Source organism: Chitinophaga sp. SYP-B3965, from assembly GCF_009647655.1.
In the GTDB taxonomy this organism is placed as follows: domain Bacteria; phylum Bacteroidota; class Bacteroidia; order Chitinophagales; family Chitinophagaceae; genus Chitinophaga.
Genome location: NZ_WJFD01000010.1, coordinates 22,271 through 40,331, shown reverse-complemented (window position 1 = coordinate 40,331; position 18,061 = coordinate 22,271). Strand labels below are relative to the sequence as shown.

Genomic DNA, 18,061 nt, shown 5'->3' with positions numbered 1-18,061 from the left:
CTTAAAACTTAACCGTTGCGCCCAGGGAAAATTGTCTGGGACGGGGATATCCGATCGCATCAAAACCTGTATAGGTTTCCGGATTGATACCTTCATATTTGGTGAGATATCCCAGGTTGTAAACACTGGCAAAGATGTTCATACCCGTAGAACGAATCTTTTTCATGATATGGCGGGGCACGTCATAGGAAAGTGTGATCTCGCGGAAAGCCAGGAAATCTCCTTTTTCATACATCACGGACACATCGGAGGAATAGCTGTTATTCACGCCCAGTGTGGCTCCACGCAGATAGTTACGTTGGCCAAAGTCGAAATCTGCGAAAGAGAAACGTGCATATTTTTTACCCACATCACCTGATTTCTGCCAGATATCCGGCCCTAAAGCCTGTTCAGGTGCACCTTCATTAAAGGCTCTGCCCGTACCCAAAGAGCGGGCTAAGGCACCATTGCTGATCATATGTCCCATGGCGTAGTCCATTGCTACCCTTAATGAAATACCTTTCCAGGAAAAGGTATTCTGCCATCCACCTGTTTTATCCGGAGTGCGATATCCCATAAACACCTGGTCTTTAGGATCTATCACGCCATCATTATTGATATCGGCAAAAATGAAATCTCCTGCACGTTTTCCAACGGCAAGCCCTGAAGCAGATGCCAGGTTATCTCTCTTTGTGGCATTCCATGCTGCAGCTTCTGCATCTGTGGAAAAAACACCTAACACCTGATAGGCATATAAAGCAAAAGGTCTTTCTCCTTCCGCTAAACCACCAGCTTCCACCAGGGATTTAGAAGCGGGGTCCCACACCACATCTCCACCCTGGCGGTTCTTGAGCCTGTCATTCTTAGGCAGTGCTTTGATCATTTGCTTATTGTAGGCAAAAGAGAAACCAGTGTTCCATCTGAAATCTTTCACCTGCAATACCGTGCCGCCTATTTCTACTTCTATACCTGTATTCTGCAGGGTTCCGTTATTATACATGATGGACGCAAAAGGCGCTTCAGAAGGCAAAGGTTTCGGCGTCAGCCTGTTTTTTGTAAGTTTATTATACCAGTCTACGGTGAGGGTGATACGATCATTCAGGAATCCTGCATCAATGGCGAGGTCCAAGGATTCTGTGCCTTCCCATTTCAGGGTGGAATTGCCCAGGTTGGATCTCAATATGCCAGAACCCTGTGCATAGGAATAGGCGTTGTACCCACCATAGGTATCTGATATACTCAGGTCACTGGCACCTACCCATCCATAGCTGCCGCGAAGTTTGAAAGTGCTCACCGGTTTTACATGCCAGAAGTTTTCTCTATGGATATTCCATCCGGCAGAGAATGAAGGGAAATAGGCAAATTTATTTTCCGGTGCAAAATTGGAGAATCCATCATAACGTAATGAAGCACTGAAGAGATATTTTGCATCATAATCATAATTCATCTGCCCGAATAAACTGGCGGACCTGGTTTCTCCCAGTAAAGTACCGAAATCTATTACGTTGGTTACAGGAGCGCCATTAATATTAGTTGTAGGCGGCTCTAAGATCGTATAGATGTAATCGCTGGTGGCCCTTTGAGAACCAATATTGATATTACTGTTTGTTTCCCTTGTATAGTTAAACCCTCCCAGTACAGTGAAATGATGTTTTTTATTCAGGTCAAAATCATATTGCAGTACCTGGTCTATCATCAACTGGCGGCTGTTATTGGTTGCTTCATTCTTCTGCCGTTGGTAGGTAGGTTGAATTTCATCAGCCGGCGTGGCTTTCCGCATGAACATGTAGCGGTAATCTGAAATGAGGTAAGAAATAGAAGGCCTGAAATGCAGACCTGGTATTATCGTCCAGTCACCAGCCAGCCTTGTTACTACCCGTTCTGTGGAAGTGCGGGTATCATCATATTTCACGGTATGCAACCTGTTGCGGGCAGACCACAATTCACCCAGCGCTGGATTACCATCATCCTTATAAATACGGATCAATGGTGTGATACGCGTACCTCTTGTGAGATCGTTCGTAAAGTTATCCACGTAATTGGGCAGTACATTCTGATAGTTCAGCATCGCATCTATCTTGAAATTATCTGCGGCCTGGAAACTGAAATTACCCAATGCATCATACCGTTTATAACTGGTACCAACAAAGGTACCCTGCTGATCTGTATAGCCCAGTGCGACATTATAATTAGCTTTTTCAGAGCCACCATCTACAGATACATTTGTATTACTGGACAGACCGGTTCCCCAAATAAGATTTTCGTAATTGTTATCAGCGTATAATAGTTTGGTACCCGGATTAATAGGGTCATCCATGGTCATATAACCATGCGCGAGGAGATTATCTACATAAGCCTGCCCTTCAATGGCCACAATGTTATCATACAATGCAGTGAGGTTCACGTTCTTGCCATACTGGCCTTTTGCTGTATAAACGCGTGTACCGGCAGAGAAACCACCGTTGTTCAGCAGGTTATTTTTGTCCAGGTTATCTGGCGTATTCTTTATTGTTGTGCGTGCCAGTTTCAGATAGTCTGTAGCATTAAGGTATTTATAATCGCGTGGTTGTGTTTCCCAGGTACTGCGGTGGTTAATGGAAAGGTTCATTTTACTGTTGGCCTTTCCGCCCTTTGTTTTGATCACAATAACACCGTTGGCACCACGTGCACCGTAAATAGCGGTAGATGCCGCATCCTTCATTACCTGCAGGGATTCAATATTATCCGGGTTCACGTCACTCATAGAACGGAATACACCATCTATTACTACAAGCGGACTAACGTTACGATCTGTGCTTACCACATTTCCTCCACTGGTACCAATACCGGTACCATATGCATTGAGTTTGGTGCTTCCGCGAATGATGATATTATTCGCGCCCTCACCAGGCTGACCGGATGAAATAGGAATGGATACCCCCGCGATCTTTCCCTGCAAAGCCTGTATAGGGTTAGGGTTGGGAGAACCCTTCAGTTCCGCCACATTCAGTTTGGAAATAGCTGCTGTAGCCTTGGTCCTTGACTGTGTCATGTAACCTACTACCACCACATCTTCCAGCGTTGTGTTGGCTGAGCTGAGGGAAACATTCAGACTGGTACGGCCACCTACGCTCAATTCCTTATTGGTGTAACCAAGAAAAGAGAACAGCAGGATACCATCCGCAGGAACGGAGATAGAATAACTACCATCAGCTCCTGTGAAAGTTCCGCGTGTGGTTCCTTTCACCTGTACACTGGCCCTTTCAATGGGCGCACCGAGAGAGTCAGTAACCTTCCCGCTAACAGTAGACTGTGCCAGCGCTGCAAAGCCTGGTAATAGCAACAATAAAATGAGAATAAGCCTCGGGCTTGAGAGAATTAAGTTCATAACGGATCACTGTTTAGACAGTAATGGAATTTAGGTTGAATTATAACGTAGCTATGTAGATATGTCCTACATATCAAATGTAAAATAAAAAGACACAATCAACCAAATTAATTTTTTGGGGATGGGGGTCTATAAAATAAAAAACCCCCATTATTTTTTGGAAGGGAGTGGCATAAAAAAGGAACTACCGTGCGGCAGTTCCTTTTCTTTATGCTAAAATCAATTTATTTTAACCGGTCGAAGTGTGGTTTGAGGTGTTCCATCATGCCTGCCCTGAATTCTTCTTTAGAGCCATCCTTCAGGATATTCACCAGGTCTATGTGTGATACAGTACCGATCTTGGGCACTTTTTCCAGGCTGATCACATAACCGAAAATAGGGAGCAGCATATTCTGAAAACGGGTGAGGGTATCGTTGCCCGTCATTTGATAGATCTTTCCGTGAAAAGCTACTTCACTGCTGATGCGGAATGCCTGGCCTTTCCCTTTGGGTTCCTGGCTTTTGGCAATGGCTTCCAGTTCCTTCAGGTCTTTTTTTGTTTTGCGTAGATAGAGGATGTCCGCCAGTCCCATTTCCAGGGTGAGCCTGAGTTCAAAAATATCCTGGAGTGTGCTTGCGTCTATGATCAATGGGTCTAATACTCTCTCGAAAGATCCAAGGATATCCGGGCGGGAAAGTATCATGCCTCTTCTTTTCCTGGTTTCCACCATGCCTAACATCCGGAGGCGGCTGAGGGCCTCTCTCACTACATTACGGCTCACGCCAAGCGCTTCTGCCAGTTCAAGCTCTGAAGGAAGGGCATCCCCGGGTTTAAAGGATTTCTTTTTTAGATAGTCTCGCAGTTCTTTCTCAACAATGTCTGCCATAGTGTTCTGAGCAATGGGGACGAGATCTTTGATCAGATCAATTTTAGCCATACTGGTAGGTTAATTTTGTATAAATGTAGTACAATAAAAACAATCTTACCTTGTTAGCAGACCTATCAACCCTGCGTGCTGCGGAAACAGCTTTGACAGTGTGGTTTTTTCTGCCAGTTCAAAATCAGCAAAATCAAAACCTGGAGCAACGGTGCAACCCACGAGGGCAAAGCCGCCGGTTTCTTCTACGGAGGAGGCGAACCAGCTGCCGGCGGGGATCACTAACTGCAGTTGTTCTCCCTGCGCCAGATCTTTGCCTAACCGGTGTACAGTAAGTGTTCCTTCCGGTTTGATCTCATATATATGCAAAGTTACACCATCGTAGAAATGCCACATTTCATCAGATGCAATTCTGTGAAAGGCAGAGAATTCTCCGTCTTCCAGTAAGAAATAAATGCCTGTTGAAGCAGCCCTTGGTCCGGCTGGTTGTTGCAGTACTAAAGGGGCTCTGTATGTTTCCCTGAAAGAGCCGCCTTCCACATGTTGAGTCAATTGAAGCGTTTCACGCCAGTAGGCTGCCGTAGTTTTCATACATTAAACTTACTGCGTTTTTTCACAAATTATAGCGCTGCCCGCTGGTATATTCTTTTTTTCAGGGATGGTTTGCTCTTTTTCCGTCTTCCCCACCAGATGTAAATACCGGTGACAGGTAAGCTGGCACAGATAAGGCTGGCGCAGAACATCAGGATCTTACCCGGTAATCCCAATACAGCACCCGTATGAATATCGTAATTCATGCGGCGGAATTTATCGGCAATACCTGCGTCCTTGTAGAATCCGGCATAGGGGCCTTCTGCTGTTAGCGGCTTGAGGGTATATTGATCAAACTGGTAATTATCTGTTTTATAGTAAGTGCCGGGGCGGTGGTTGATGGTTACACTTAAGGGAGCATCTTTGGATCCGGCAAAATACACACTGATCCCTGCTTCTTCCGGTTTGAGCTGGCGTACGCGGTTCCAGGCAATGTCTGTAGCTTTTTCAGCAGCATATTCCGGGGTGTAGCCGGTTGTATCTGAAACGGGATATTTATAGTCGTTCAAAGATTTTCCGCCGGAGGTAGCATAATAGAGGGAATTGCTCCACCATTCAAAACCCCATACCAGGCCGGTTATTACGAGCACCAATGCAATGAACATCGCATAGAAACCCAATACGTTATGCAGGTCGTAATTCTTCCTGCGCCATTTTGCATCCCATTTGATGGAGAAGCGTTGTTTACGGGCACTCTTGTTCTTAGGCCACCAGAGGATCAGGCCGGTTACCAGCATCACAAAAAAGATCAGTGTGGCATAAGCAACAATGGGCTGGCCAATTTCATTGGGCAGCCAGAGGTAGAAGTGGCCATCTAAAATAAAGCGGAAGAAATCATTCTCAGCGTTCCAGACCTTTAGTACTTTACCAGTGTAAGGGTCCAGGTAAACCTGGTAATAGTAATCAGGATCACCACCATAGAATTGTACAACGGTACTATACTCAGCTCCCTCGTAACTGATGCCGTTAGCCAGTTTGCCGGGTAATTGTTTTTCTGCAATAGGGCGCAGCACAGAAGGAGGTAAAGGCTGTACGTTCTCTTTTGGTGTGGTGTAGATATAAGAACTATTGAACAGACCGCGCAGTTCTAACTCAAAAGCGAGCAAACAACCGGTAATACTTATAATAAAAACGACCAGCCCGGATGTAAATCCGAGCCAGAGATGTACTTTCCCTACTATTTTTTTCATCTTACCTGACAGGCTTGTATTGAATATTCAATGCAAATATGCACCGGCAATTTCCCGGGAACAAGACGGATCGGGAAAATCTATTTACGCAATCAGGAAAATACTTCATCCCTGCACCACACTTGGATTAAAATCCTTATATTTACTATGTGCGACCTTTCCTCGCCATATGTCTCTTTGGGGTGATCAGCCTGCAATTCGCCACCCGGCTAACCGGGTACGTGCAATGTATTGTTAAAGTATACGTGCATGATAAAAATGTTCCGGCAGATTGCGGTTGCGTTCACTTCCTTGTACAGGCATTTGATGGCAAGGCCCCTGATGCTCAAATGCAGCAGCTGTCTTCCACACTTAAAATGCAGGATTACATTCCATCCGGTAACGGTCCTGTACTGGAAACACAGCTACTGCCCTCCCCTGCTGTGTATGGTGTTGTTTCATCACATTACCATTACAAAGGGTTGAAAAGCATCTTCCATCCTCCCTGCACTATTTCCTTTCTGATCTGATCATTTATTTATTTTCTAACACGCGATCTGTTTTACGTGTAGCCTGCCAGTTTCCAAACCTTTAGGCAACGTATAAATTCGTGTGCGTATACTATCACCTTTATACTTTTTTTATGAAACCAATATGGCTATATATCTGCTGCATAGCCGGGCTCGTCGCGCTTTGCCGATGCAGCCAGCGAACTATTGTGCAGCAATCATCATTACCTCCTCCTTCTTCTCCTGCCACTCCTTCCGCCAAGGTGTTGTTAGGTGAACAACCCAGATCTGCATTTGACCAGTTGCCTTTTAAACACTGGTTTGATTCCATTTATCATGGCTATGCTGCCAACCCCGCCCTGCTTAAAAATGCCTGGACGGATGAGCAGGTAGATGTGTTCATGGGTACCTGGTGTGGAGACAGCAGAAGGGAAGTACCGCAGTTCCTCAAGATCATGGACAGCCTGGGAATACCTCCTCAAAAAGTCCGGATCATTTGCACCAAAAGTGGTAATCCGGGTCATAAGACCAGTCCTGGCAGAGAAGAACAGGGGTTGTACATTTTCCGCGTGCCTACTTTTATTGTCAGAAAGAATGGCAAAGAGATAGGGCGGATCGTGGAATTTCCGGTGCAGTCGCTGGAAAAAGACCTGCTGGCTATTATCAGCGGACAACCTTATGAACCCAATTATGCTGCTGGTGACCGGTTACGGCGGATGCTTGAAGTGAAAAGCCCCGGGATGCTGGATGAACAACTGTCTGCAGTGGCCGAAAAAGTGAGGTCTGCCAGCAAACATGACGGAGAGCTGAATGGGTTTGGTGCGGTGTTGCTGTCTGCCGGGGATATGGAACATGCTATCACGGCATTCCGGGTAAATACAGCCCTTTATCCTGCCAATCCTGATGTTTGGGGCTGGCTTGCTGAGGGCTACCGGCGGAACCATGATAACGAAAAAGCCGTGGCTGCCTACCGGAAACTGCTGGAATTATCTCCCGGTATGGAGATGGCGCAGCTGAGGCTGGATAGTCTCAAAGCATTGTAATTTAAATAGTTACAGGGAGGATGGTCGTACAACTCCTGAAGGGCGCTCTGTGATAGAGCGCCCTTTTTTTATCAAGTCCTAAAATATATTTCGTAAGTAAACGATCGCTCACTTATCTTTGTGGCCTGATGAGACCAAGGGACGAAAATAAAATATGCGAACTCCACCGAAAGACGGTTGAAATGATCGTGAAGGATGGGCTGGATGGTTTTGGGGTGAACAAACTGGCTAAAGCGGCCGGTGTTTCTCCTGCCACCATTTACATCTATTACAAGGACCGTGAGGACCTGATCGTTCAAACGGCTATCCGGGTAACGGACACCATGCTGAAGGAGAGCCTGGCGGATTTTGATCCGGATAACATGTCTTTCGAGGAAGGTTTGCGGCAGCAATGGAAGAACCGGTCCAGCCATTTTTTAAATAACCCGCTGGATGTACAGTTCATGGAAAAAATGCGGTACTCTCATTTGTACGACAAGGTAGCAGATAAAGTGTACAACACTTTCAAGGAAGTAATGGGCAGGTTTTACCATAATGCCGTAAAAAGAGGGGAACTGCTCCAGCTCCCCACGGAAGTTTACTGGTCATTAGCATTTGCACCATTATACCAGCTGATCAAGTTCCATTCGCAGGCTAAATCTTTCGGACCGCAGAAATACCATTTTACGGAGGAAAGCATGGAGCAAACATTACAACTGGTTTTGAAAGCATTGAAGCCCTGATCTCTCAGACCATTTTTTCACACTAAAATGAGCCTTATGAACAATGATTATACTGTTGGACCCACCCCGGAGGTACTGGTTTTCCGCACCAATATCAGGTTCAAGAAAGACCTCAGGCAGGTAGGCCCTGTTTTAGACAAAGAACCGGGTATTCACCGGTGGAATATAGACAGGGAAGACACTGATAAAGTACTCCGCATAGAAGCGCAGCGCTTACTGCCGCAAGATATTATCCACCTTATTACCCGGGCAGGTTACTTCTGCGAAGAACTGCCCGAATAACCTAACAATTTCGACACACACAATGGAAACAATGCAACCACCTAAAGAGAGGACCTTTTCCCGATACCAGGTTTTCGTCATTGCCGTACTTTCTTTACTTCAATTCACCGTGATATTAGACTTCATGGTACTTAACCCCCTTGGTGAGATCCTGATCACCAGGATGAACATCACCACGCAACAATTCGGACTTGTTGTATCTGCCTATGCTTTCAGCGCCGGTATATCCGGGATCCTCGCAGCGGGGTTTGCTGATAAGTTTGACCGGAAGAAAATGCTGATGGTATTTTATACCGGCTTCACGATCGGTACTTTCCTTTGTGCCCTGGCGCCCAATTATCAATTCCTGCTGGCTGCCCGCATCTTTACGGGTTTGTTTGGAGGTGTGATCAGCGCTATCGGTATGGCTATCGTAGTAGATCTTTTTCTGCCGCAAGTGAGAGGACGTGTAGTGGGATTTATGCAAATGGCGTTTGCGCTGAGCCAGATACTTGGGATGCCTGTGGGATGGGAACTGGCGAACAGGCTTAGCTGGCATGCGCCTTTCTGGATCATTGGGATATTGGCTGCTATCCTGGGTCTGGCCATCTTCATTTACATGAAACCGATCACTGCTCACCTTACTGCTAAAACGGAGAAGAATGCATTTGAGCATCTTGTGCATACCGTGAGTAACCGGAAGTATACACTTGCTTTTGGGACGACTGTTCTGCTGGCAACGGGAGGGTATATGCTGATGCCTTTCGGTAGTACTTTTTCCCGTCATAATATGGGGTTGTCTGCGCAGGATATTACCTGGTTATACATAGCTACCGGGGCTGTTTCACTGGTTGCGAGCCCTATTATCGGGAAGCTGAGTGATAAGCTGGGAAGGGCGAATGTGTTCTATGTTGCTTCTGTATTGACCTGTATCATGGTATTGATATTTACGCGGCTGCACATTACACCTTTGTACCTTGCTATCATTATCAATGGGTTGATGTTTGCGGGTGTTTTGGGCAGGATCATTCCTGTGCAGGCTTCGATGGCGTCGTTGCCTTCTCTGCAGGACAGGGGGGCTTTTATGAGTATCAATACTTCTATTCAACAGATCTCCGGCGGGATTGCGTCTGTTATTGCAGGGCTGATCGTTTATAAAACGAGTAGTGGATTTTTGTTGAATTATGATATCCTCGGGGTTGTGATCGTGGGGGCATTTATGATCACGCTTTTCATGATGAGCAGGTTGAATAAGCAGATTACGAATGCGGCGGCGGCAGAGGATGCTGCGGTTGTTGCGGCCTGAGGGTTTGCCGCGCAGCAAAGGGCGGATTTTTTTTATTCTTCTTTTGAAGGGAGTTCTTTTTTGGAGGAAGGCACTTTATGCAGAAAGATTTTGCCGCGCAGCAAAGGGTGGTTTCTTTTATTCTTTTGAAGGGAGTTCTTTTTTGGAGGAAGGCGCTTTTGGAGAAAGATTTTGGCGCCTAGCAAAGGGCGGATTTTTTTATTTTTTTGAAGGGGGTTCTTTTTTGGAGGAAGGCACTTTATGCAGAAAGATTTTGCCGCGCAGCAAAGGGTGGTTTCTTTTATTCTTTTGAAGGGGGTTCTTTTTTGGAGGAAGGCACTTTTGGAGAAAGATTTTGGCGCCTAGCAAAGGGCGGATTTTTTTATTTTTTTGAAGGGGGTTCTTTTTTGGAGGAAGGCACTTTATGGAGAAAGATTTTGGCGCGCAGCAAAGGGTGGTTTCTTTTATTCTTTTGAAGGGGGTTCTTTTTTGGAGGAAGGCACTTTATGCAGAAAGATTTTGGCGCGTAGCAAAGGGCGGTTTTCTTTCTTCTTAAAATAATAAACGAAAAAGGCGCTGGGTTATCCAGCGCCTTTTCTTATTTAAACAACGGATTGTAGATCAGTCCAAGAATATTCCCCCAGGGGTCTTTTACCAGCGCTACCTGGATAGGTTCCCCTACCGTGCGTGGTTCACTGTGAGAGGTGGCACCCAGTGACAGCAGGTGTTCGTAGGCGGTTTGGATGTCTTCTACACCCCAGTATGACTCCACGCCGCCGGCTCCGGGATGTTCTGTTCCCTCTGGTAAGGGTTGCAGGCCCAGCTCGTATCCTCCTATTTCAAATCCTACATAATACGGTTCATTATAATAGGGGATCACACCGAAGGCTTTTGTGTACCAGGCGGTTGCTTTTGGCAGATCGTTTACTCTGTAGATGGTGGTTCTTAGACCCAGAAAATGTTTACTGATATTTGTCATAAAATGGCATTTGGCGAATATTTAACAAAACTCTTGCCCTATTGCCCAGCAAGGCTTTCCTCTAATATAAACCCTAACGCCTTAAATATTTATTTTTATTTCGTTCGTGGTAATTCACCGCACCGTAAATTTGTGGTATCCCCTCCCCTGGAATCATCTAAAACAGTTTTCAATATGGAAAAGAATACCATTCGCGAAGCGTACAAACGCTACTGGCTCGAAAACGGTAAAAGACCCGTATCTGTTTTTGCCCTCTGCAAGATCATAGACATACCTGAATCTGCATTTTATGAAAGCTACAGCGCCCTGGACGGTGTTGAAGCTGATATCTGGCTGAGCTTCTTTGAGCGTACGCTGGAGCAATTACAGGCAGACGAAACCTACCTGCAATATTCCGCACAGGAAAAGTTGCTGGCCTTCTACTTTTTGTGGGTACAAAAACTGAAGGAAGACCGCAGTTATATCCTCCTGCAAAAAGAGCGTTACCAGTTTCCTACTTCGGCACAGTTTAAACAACTGGCCACTTTCAAACAGGCGTTCTTTGAATATGCTACGGGTTTGATCAAAGAAGGTTATCTCAGCACAGAGATCAAGGAAAGAAAATTCATTTCTGATAAATATGTACACGGTTTCTGGGTACAGGCGCTGTTTGTTTTACAGTATTGGATAGATGATAAGAGCATCAACTTTGAAATGACGGATGCTGCGATTGAAAAAGCAGTGAACCTCAGTTTCCAGCTGATCCATTCCAACACTTTAGACAGTCTGCTTGATTTCGGGAAATTCATTTTCACCAGGAAATAATCATTATGAAGGAGCAAACGAATATTCCTACAGGCAAAGTGGAAAGGGCAGGACGTTTTGTAACAACCGGATTAAAAGTAGGAACGAACTATATCAAACATTACACCCGCAAACTGATGGACCCTTCGACCACGAAGGATGCCCTCCACCAGGAAAATGCGGAAGATATTTACGAAACACTCAGTAACCTCAAAGGCAGCGCCCTTAAAGTTGCACAGATGTTAAGTATGGATAAAGGCATGCTGCCAAAGGCTTATACGGAACGTTTTGCGATGAGCCAATACAGTGCACCTCCTTTATCAGGTCCGTTAGTAGTGAACACTTTCATGAAAACGCTGGGCAAAACGCCTGCGCAGTTATATGATAAGTTCGATATGAAAGCTACGAACGCAGCGTCTATCGGGCAGGTGCATAAAGCATGGAAAGATGATAAACCACTGGCGGTAAAGATCCAATATCCGGGTGTAGCTAACAGTGTTAAATCTGATCTGCGCCTGGTGAAACCTTTTGCCATCAGGATCGTGGGGATGAATGAAGTGGATATGGATAAGTACTTTGATGAGATTGAATCAAAGTTACTGGAGGAAACGGATTATGCTTTGGAGCTGAGGCGTTCACAGGAATTATCTGCACAATGCGCGCATATACCTAATCTTGTTTTCCCTGGATACTACCCGGAAATGTCTTCAGACCGGATCATTACAATGGACTGGCTGAACGGGCAGCATCTGAAAGAATTCCTGTTGACCAACCCTTCCCAGGAAGTACGTAATAAGATAGGACAAGCGATGTGGGACTTCTACCAGTTCCAGGTACATCACCTGAAGAAAGTACATGCAGATCCGCATCCGGGTAACTTCCTGCTGCGGCCGGATGGTACAGTGGCGATATTTGATTTTGGCTGTGTGAAAGAAGTACCGGAAGATTTTTATGTGAACTACTTCCTGCTCACGGATAAAGAGGTGTTGAAAGATGAAGTACGGCGCAGAGAGATCTACACGAACCTTGAAATGATCCATCCTTCGGATACGGAAAAAGAGATCACTTTCTTCTCCGGTCTTTTCCAGGAAATGATCCGTTTGCTCACCCATCCTTTTACGGTAGAACGTTTCGACTTTGGAAATGAGAATTATTTTAATGAGATCTATGCGTATATGGATCATCTGTATAACCTGAAGGAAGTACGGGAATCTAAAGTGGCGAGAGGGAGCAGGCATTCCCTTTATATCAACAGAACTTATTTTGGATTGTACTCTATGCTGAGTGATCTGAAAGCAGATGTGATAACAGGGCAGGCCAGGATCCAGGAGATGATCAATACGTCAAATTCTCCCGCATGAACCGGATTGATTTGGAGATCAGGTTCACCACTGCCTGATAGCTGATCTCCATGACATCGCTGATCTCGTCATAACTCATGTGGTTGTAGTACCGGAGATAGATAACTTCCTGTTGCCTTGGTGTGAGTTGTTTAATAACACGCAACAGTTTTTCCTTCAGGGCCATTTCCGCCTGTTCCGCAATGAGCGTTGTTTCATAGCTGAATTCCAATATTTCATGACCATCTTCAGATAAAGCAGTTTCCCGGAACTGCTTTTTTACTGCCCGTACCAGTTTGAATTTCAATGCCCTGAATAAATACGCTTTTATAGACAATACCACAGACAAGCGTCCACGGCTCTGCCATAGCTCCAGGAATAACTCCTGTATGCAATCCTCCAGCATTTGCTGATCCCGGACCATTTTGCTTCCATACTGGAAGAGGTCCTGGTGATAATGCAAAAAGATGGCTTCAAAGGCTTTTTTATCTCCTGATTGAAAGTCGCGCCAAAGCGTTGCATCTGCTAACATGGAATGGCATTTTTTGGCATTCGCTAAAAATAATTAAAAAAAATATTGAAAAGCGTGATTATAAATTGCCCTACCCCTACACTTGGTATATGAAAGCACATTCCAATGAATCCTAACAATATACAACCAGAAGATCTAATAAGCGATGAAACCTTTGTGGCCTGGTTCAGGCAAACAGATCCTGTACATATTACTTACTGGGATAACTGGATAGCGGAGCACCCGGAAAGCAAAGGGGATGTGGAAGCGGCGGTGCAGTTATTAAAACTCCTGGACCTGCAGGAAGTACGTCCTGCTCATGCGGAGACCTTAAAGGCCAGTGGACGGCTGATGGCGGCTATAACGGAAGAAAAGGTGATCCCTCTTTACCGGCGCAAAACATTTATCTGGACAAGCGCTGCCGCGGCGGCAGTGGTGATCTTCTTTGTTTCCTTCTTATTCCGGGGAACTTCCACTACGCAGTATATAACGCTGGCAGGCGAAACAAAAACGGTTGACCTGCCGGATGGTTCCCGGGTGATCCTGAATGCTAATTCCAGCCTGCGTGTGGCTGCAGGCAGGGAAGTATGGCTGGAAGGGGAAGGTTTCTTTTCCATCAAGCCTAATACGCACCCTATGGGTTTTATCGTGCATGCCAATAAAGTGGATGTGGAAGTATTAGGTACTGAGTTCAATGTAAAACAACGGAGTGAACAAACCACGGTAGTATTAAAATCCGGGAAAGTGCGGCTGACAATGGATGAAAAGAAGATCAACATGGCGCCGGGAGACCTGGTGGCCTATAGTGATCATACCGGGAAAATAGACAGGAAAGTAGTGAATGCCAATATCTATGCAGCCTGGAAAGAAGGCCAGATGATCTTTGAAAATGCCAGCATCCGGGAAATAGCCGGGATACTGGAAGAAAACTACGGTGTTAAAGTAGAGATAACAGACAGTGCGCTCTATGGTAAAGAGTTTAATGGCGTGTTTCCTACCAATAATTCAAACATTTTATTTAAAGCATTATCCAAAGCCTATAACCTTGATATAGACAGTACCGGGGCAACGATCAGGATCAAGAGCAGATGAGCCAGCAAGTAGTTATCCAAAGCCTATAAAGAAATACAGAAATAAAATAATCAACCACGTAGTCAGTCAACCTTAACATAAATTCCACCCGATGAGAAGTTTTACTTTCCTATCGCGATGCATCATCGCGATGTTTATCCTCATGCTTACTATTTATCCCGCCAGGGCACAGACCATGGCCAATGCTGCCAATCAGCAACCACGGTCAGTAAAAACGCTCAAAAGCATGCTGAAGGACCTTGAGCGGCGGTACAATGTGTCCTTTTCGTATGACCGCAACACGGTAGAAGACAAACGTGTGAAGCCGGATAGTGCAAAGTTCAATTCCTTACCGGAAGAACTGAACCACATCCTGCAGCCACTGGACCTCTATTATGAAAAGATGGAAGGAAAGATCTACCTCATCCTTCCGGCACAAAGTAAAACCCGCACGCAATCCCCGCTTTTCACTTCTGGCATGGCGTCCATGCCGGTGCAAAAAGAGGACGTTGCTTTAAACAATGAGAAAACATTGTATGCAGCCATGACCATCCAGGGCAGGGTCACTTCTACCGGCAATGAAGCGTTGCCTGGCGTAAGCGTACAATTAAAGGGTACCGGTAATGGCACTGTTACGAAGAGCGATGGCCGGTATTCCCTTTCTGTTCCTGATGGGCAGGGCACACTGCTCTTTTCTTACATGGGTTATCTTACGCAGGAAGTAAGCATCAGTAACCGCACTACCATCGACATCTCTTTAGCATCCGATCCAAAGGTGATTGGCGAAGTGGTGGTAATAGGATATGGTACACAGCAGAAAAAAGATGTTACGGGTGCGGTGGCTTCTATTTCCGGTAAAGAACTGACGCGCACTTCGGGTACCAGTGTAGACCAGGCGCTGCAGGGTAAAATATCCGGTGTGTATGTAACCACCAATTCCGGAGAGCCCGGTGGTGGTTTGTCTGTACGTGTCAGAGGAATGGGTGGTTTTGGTGGCAGTGAACCGCTTTACGTGGTAGATGGCGTGATCATCACTTATGGTGATAACTCCACTTCCAATAATCCACTGGCTACCTTAAACATGGCGGACATTGAATCTATCAATGTATTGAAAGATGCCTCTGCTTCTGCCATCTATGGCGCCCGCGCAGGTAATGGTGTTGTGATCATTACTACCAAACGCGGTAAAGCAGGTAAACCCAGGCTGAGCCTGGATGCTTATTATGGTTTTCAGAAAGTGGTGCGGCAACTGGACATGATGAATGCCAGCGAGTATGCCAGCTTTAGTAATGAATCCCGCATTGCAGCAGCACAACCTGTACATCCAAGATTTGCCAATCCCTCCTCATTAGGTGAAGGCACCAACTGGCAGGATGCTATTTTTCAAAACGCCATTACACAGAATTATGTGTTATCTGTTTCCGGTGGAAGTGATAAAAGCCAGTACTTTATTTCCGGTGGTTATTTATCGCAGGACGGGATCATCACGGGTTCTAAATTTAACCGCTATTCTCTTCGCATCAACCTGGACAACCAGATCACAGACAGGTTAAAGTTTGGTAACAGCCTTACTTTGAGCCGCACACTGAATAGCTCACTGACCAATGGAAATGGCGATAAATTTGGAGGTATTGTGGCACAGGCTATTCGCCGATCTCCTACTTTACCTGTTTATAATCCTGATGGATCATGGGGTGGCCCGGATGCTATTGACCGTCCGATCGTGGGAGATATCCTCAATCCTGTAAGACTGGCGGCTGACAATAATAATCCCAATGAGCGGTTACGGGCTTTAGGGAATATTTATGCAGAGCTGGAACTCTTACCAGGCTTATCTTTCCGTACCAATCTTGGTATCGATTATGTACTGACCAACTTCAACAGGTTTCGTAGTACTTACCAGGAAGGGGTGTTACAAAATAATATCCCGGAAGCATTTTCTTCCAAAGCTACTTTAGCGAATATCCTGGGAGAACATACGCTTAATTATAAAAGAGGTTTCGGCAAACATAATGTGGAAGCGCTGGCTGGTTATACTGCGCAATTATCCACTTATGAATACGTAAGTGCATTATCGCTCAATCACCTCACGGATAATCTTACTACGGTTGATGCGGGTGCTACTACAGGGAGATTAGCATCCGGCAGTAAAAGCCAGACCAGTTATGTATCTTATCTCGCCCGGATCAATTACTCTTTTGCAGATAAATACCTGTTCACTGCCAATATCCGCAGGGATGGATCTTCTGTTTTCAGCACAACGAACAAGTATGCGGTGTTCCCTTCTTTCTCTGCGGGTTGGAGGATCTCCGAAGAGCCGTTTATGAAGAGCGCGCCTTTTATCAATAACCTGAAATTACGTGGCAGCTGGGGCCAGGTGGGTATTGACGGCAGCCTGGGTGTAGGTGCGGAATATGCTACTATTGCATCCGGTTATCTTTACAACTTTGGCGGTACGCCGGTATCTGGTATGGCGCCCAACCGTATATCCAATAGTAATTTAAAATGGGAAACAGTTACCCAAACGGATGTAGGTATAGACTTTGACCTGTTCAACAGGGTGAGCGTAACGGCAGATTACTTTGTAAAGCGGTATACAGACATGATCACGCAGAAGCTGATCCCGCTCTACGGAGGTATCATCAGTGATGAGTATTATACCATTCCTATCAGTCAGCCTATCAATAGCGCTACAGTAACTAACAAGGGATTTGAGTTTGCCCTGAACTATCAGCATAAAACGGGTGATTTCGGTTATAACATTGGGGCTAATCTTACAACTTTCACCAATAAAGTGGTGATGCTGGAAGATGATATCGTTGGTGGCAGCACCGGTAATACTTCACAGGGGTACTTAACCCGCACCCGTGAAGGAGGCTCTGTTGGTGAGTTCTATGGATTTATTACGGATGGCATTTTCCAGGACCAGCATGAAGTAGATGCAGCGAATGCTTTAGGTGATCCTAACATTCCTTTCATCAACAAAGGCACCGGGCCTGGTGACTTCCGCTTTAAGGATATCAATGGAGACAATGTGATAGATGATAATGATAAAACTTATATTGGCAGCCCTATCCCTAAATTCACTTATGGCTTCAATGCTAATCTCACCTATCAACAATTCGATCTGAATATTTTCCTGCAAGGCGTACAAGGCAACCAGATCGTGAATGTGAACAGGTTTATGATGGAGTCCAGCACGGGCACTGAAAATAAAAGCAAAGACATGTTACAGCGGTGGACGCCTGCTAACCATAGTAATACTTATCCCCGTGCTATCAATACAGATCCTAACTACAACGATCGTTTCTCGGACCGGTTCGTGGAAAACGGTTCTTACCTGCGCCTGCGCAACCTGCAATTGGGTTACAAATTGCCATCCACTTTACTGAAAAGATTATCACTGGCATCTGTGAGAGTTTACCTCACCGCCGAAAACCTGTTCACTACTACAAAATATAAAGGTTTTAATCCGGACATCGGCGCACAGAACCAGCAGAACATCAATAACGGGCTGGACAATACCATCTATCCGCAAAGCATTACTTTCTTAGGCGGTATCAGCGTTGGATTCTGATTATTCCTTTATTGCTA

General features: G+C 45.5%; 15 protein-coding genes. 9 read left to right on the top strand and 6 right to left on the bottom strand.

Annotated elements, in window-relative coordinates; genetic code table 11:
* Window position 1 precedes the first annotated feature (1 nt).
* The 4 genes from GFS24_RS28820 to GFS24_RS28805 form a co-directional block, all read right to left on the bottom strand.
* A complete protein-coding gene (locus GFS24_RS28820; protein ID WP_153665987.1) occupies window positions 2-3,346 on the bottom strand; it encodes a SusC/RagA family TonB-linked outer membrane protein in 3,345 nt (1,114 codons plus the stop codon).
* Window positions 3,347-3,570: 224 nt separating this feature from the next.
* Window positions 3,571-4,263 (bottom strand): FadR/GntR family transcriptional regulator, encoded by a 693-nt coding sequence (locus tag GFS24_RS29370; RefSeq protein ID WP_153665985.1) that lies wholly within the window; start codon window positions 4,261-4,263, stop codon window positions 3,571-3,573.
* Between the two features lie 45 nt (window positions 4,264-4,308).
* Window positions 4,309-4,794 (bottom strand): cupin domain-containing protein, encoded by a 486-nt coding sequence (locus GFS24_RS28810; RefSeq protein WP_153665984.1) that lies wholly within the window; start codon window positions 4,792-4,794, stop codon window positions 4,309-4,311.
* Window positions 4,795-4,823: 29 nt separating this feature from the next.
* Entirely contained in the window at window positions 4,824-5,984 is a 1,161-nt protein-coding gene (locus GFS24_RS28805; protein WP_153665982.1) for a PepSY domain-containing protein, read from the bottom strand.
* Window positions 5,985-6,133: 149 nt separating this feature from the next.
* Between GFS24_RS28805 and GFS24_RS28800 the strand changes: the two genes are divergently transcribed.
* The 5 genes from GFS24_RS28800 (at window position 6,134) to GFS24_RS28780 (ending at window position 9,804) form a co-directional block, all read left to right on the top strand.
* Entirely contained in the window at window positions 6,134-6,493 is a 360-nt protein-coding gene (locus GFS24_RS28800; RefSeq protein WP_153665980.1) for a hypothetical protein, read from the top strand.
* A gap of 113 nt (window positions 6,494-6,606) precedes the next feature.
* Window positions 6,607-7,515: a thioredoxin family protein gene (locus GFS24_RS28795; RefSeq protein ID WP_153665978.1), complete on the top strand. Its 909-nt coding sequence runs from the start codon at window positions 6,607-6,609 to the stop codon at window positions 7,513-7,515.
* 128 nt (window positions 7,516-7,643) lie between these two features.
* Window positions 7,644-8,237: a TetR/AcrR family transcriptional regulator gene (locus tag GFS24_RS28790; protein ID WP_153665975.1), complete on the top strand. Its 594-nt coding sequence runs from the start codon at window positions 7,644-7,646 to the stop codon at window positions 8,235-8,237.
* A 36-nt stretch (window positions 8,238-8,273) separates the two neighbouring features.
* Entirely contained in the window at window positions 8,274-8,519 is a 246-nt protein-coding gene (locus GFS24_RS28785) for a hypothetical protein (protein ID WP_153665973.1), read from the top strand.
* A 22-nt stretch (window positions 8,520-8,541) separates the two neighbouring features.
* Window positions 8,542-9,804: an MFS transporter gene (locus GFS24_RS28780; protein WP_216647581.1), complete on the top strand. Its 1,263-nt coding sequence runs from the start codon at window positions 8,542-8,544 to the stop codon at window positions 9,802-9,804.
* A gap of 577 nt (window positions 9,805-10,381) precedes the next feature.
* On the opposite strand, the gene GFS24_RS28770 is transcribed toward GFS24_RS28780, so the two are convergent.
* Window positions 10,382-10,762 carry a VOC family protein gene (locus tag GFS24_RS28770; RefSeq protein WP_153665969.1) on the bottom strand — a complete coding sequence of 127 codons (381 nt, stop codon included), beginning with the start codon at window positions 10,760-10,762 and terminating at the stop codon, window positions 10,382-10,384.
* Window positions 10,763-10,936: 174 nt separating this feature from the next.
* Between GFS24_RS28770 and GFS24_RS28765 the strand changes: the two genes are divergently transcribed.
* Both GFS24_RS28765 and GFS24_RS28760 read left to right on the top strand, forming a co-directional pair.
* Window positions 10,937-11,566 (top strand): TetR family transcriptional regulator C-terminal domain-containing protein, encoded by a 630-nt coding sequence (locus GFS24_RS28765; protein WP_153665967.1) that lies wholly within the window; start codon window positions 10,937-10,939, stop codon window positions 11,564-11,566.
* A 5-nt stretch (window positions 11,567-11,571) separates the two neighbouring features.
* The gene (locus tag GFS24_RS28760; RefSeq protein WP_153665965.1) at window positions 11,572-12,906 is read left to right on the top strand and encodes an AarF/ABC1/UbiB kinase family protein; all 1,335 of its coding nucleotides are present in this window, start codon (window positions 11,572-11,574) and stop codon (window positions 12,904-12,906) included.
* Here GFS24_RS28760 and GFS24_RS28755 read toward each other — a convergent pair.
* The gene (locus GFS24_RS28755) at window positions 12,881-13,417 is read right to left on the bottom strand and encodes an RNA polymerase sigma factor (RefSeq protein ID WP_153665963.1); all 537 of its coding nucleotides are present in this window, start codon (window positions 13,415-13,417) and stop codon (window positions 12,881-12,883) included. The genes GFS24_RS28760 and GFS24_RS28755 overlap by 26 nt on opposite strands.
* Window positions 13,418-13,522: 105 nt before the next feature.
* Between GFS24_RS28755 and GFS24_RS28750 the strand changes: the two genes are divergently transcribed.
* Together GFS24_RS28750 and GFS24_RS28745 are read left to right on the top strand one after the other, a co-directional pair.
* The gene (locus GFS24_RS28750) at window positions 13,523-14,488 is read left to right on the top strand and encodes a FecR family protein (protein WP_153665960.1); all 966 of its coding nucleotides are present in this window, start codon (window positions 13,523-13,525) and stop codon (window positions 14,486-14,488) included.
* A gap of 91 nt (window positions 14,489-14,579) precedes the next feature.
* Window positions 14,580-18,044 carry a SusC/RagA family TonB-linked outer membrane protein gene (locus tag GFS24_RS28745; RefSeq protein WP_153665958.1) on the top strand — a complete coding sequence of 1,155 codons (3,465 nt, stop codon included), beginning with the start codon at window positions 14,580-14,582 and terminating at the stop codon, window positions 18,042-18,044.
* Window positions 18,045-18,061 lie beyond the last annotated feature (17 nt).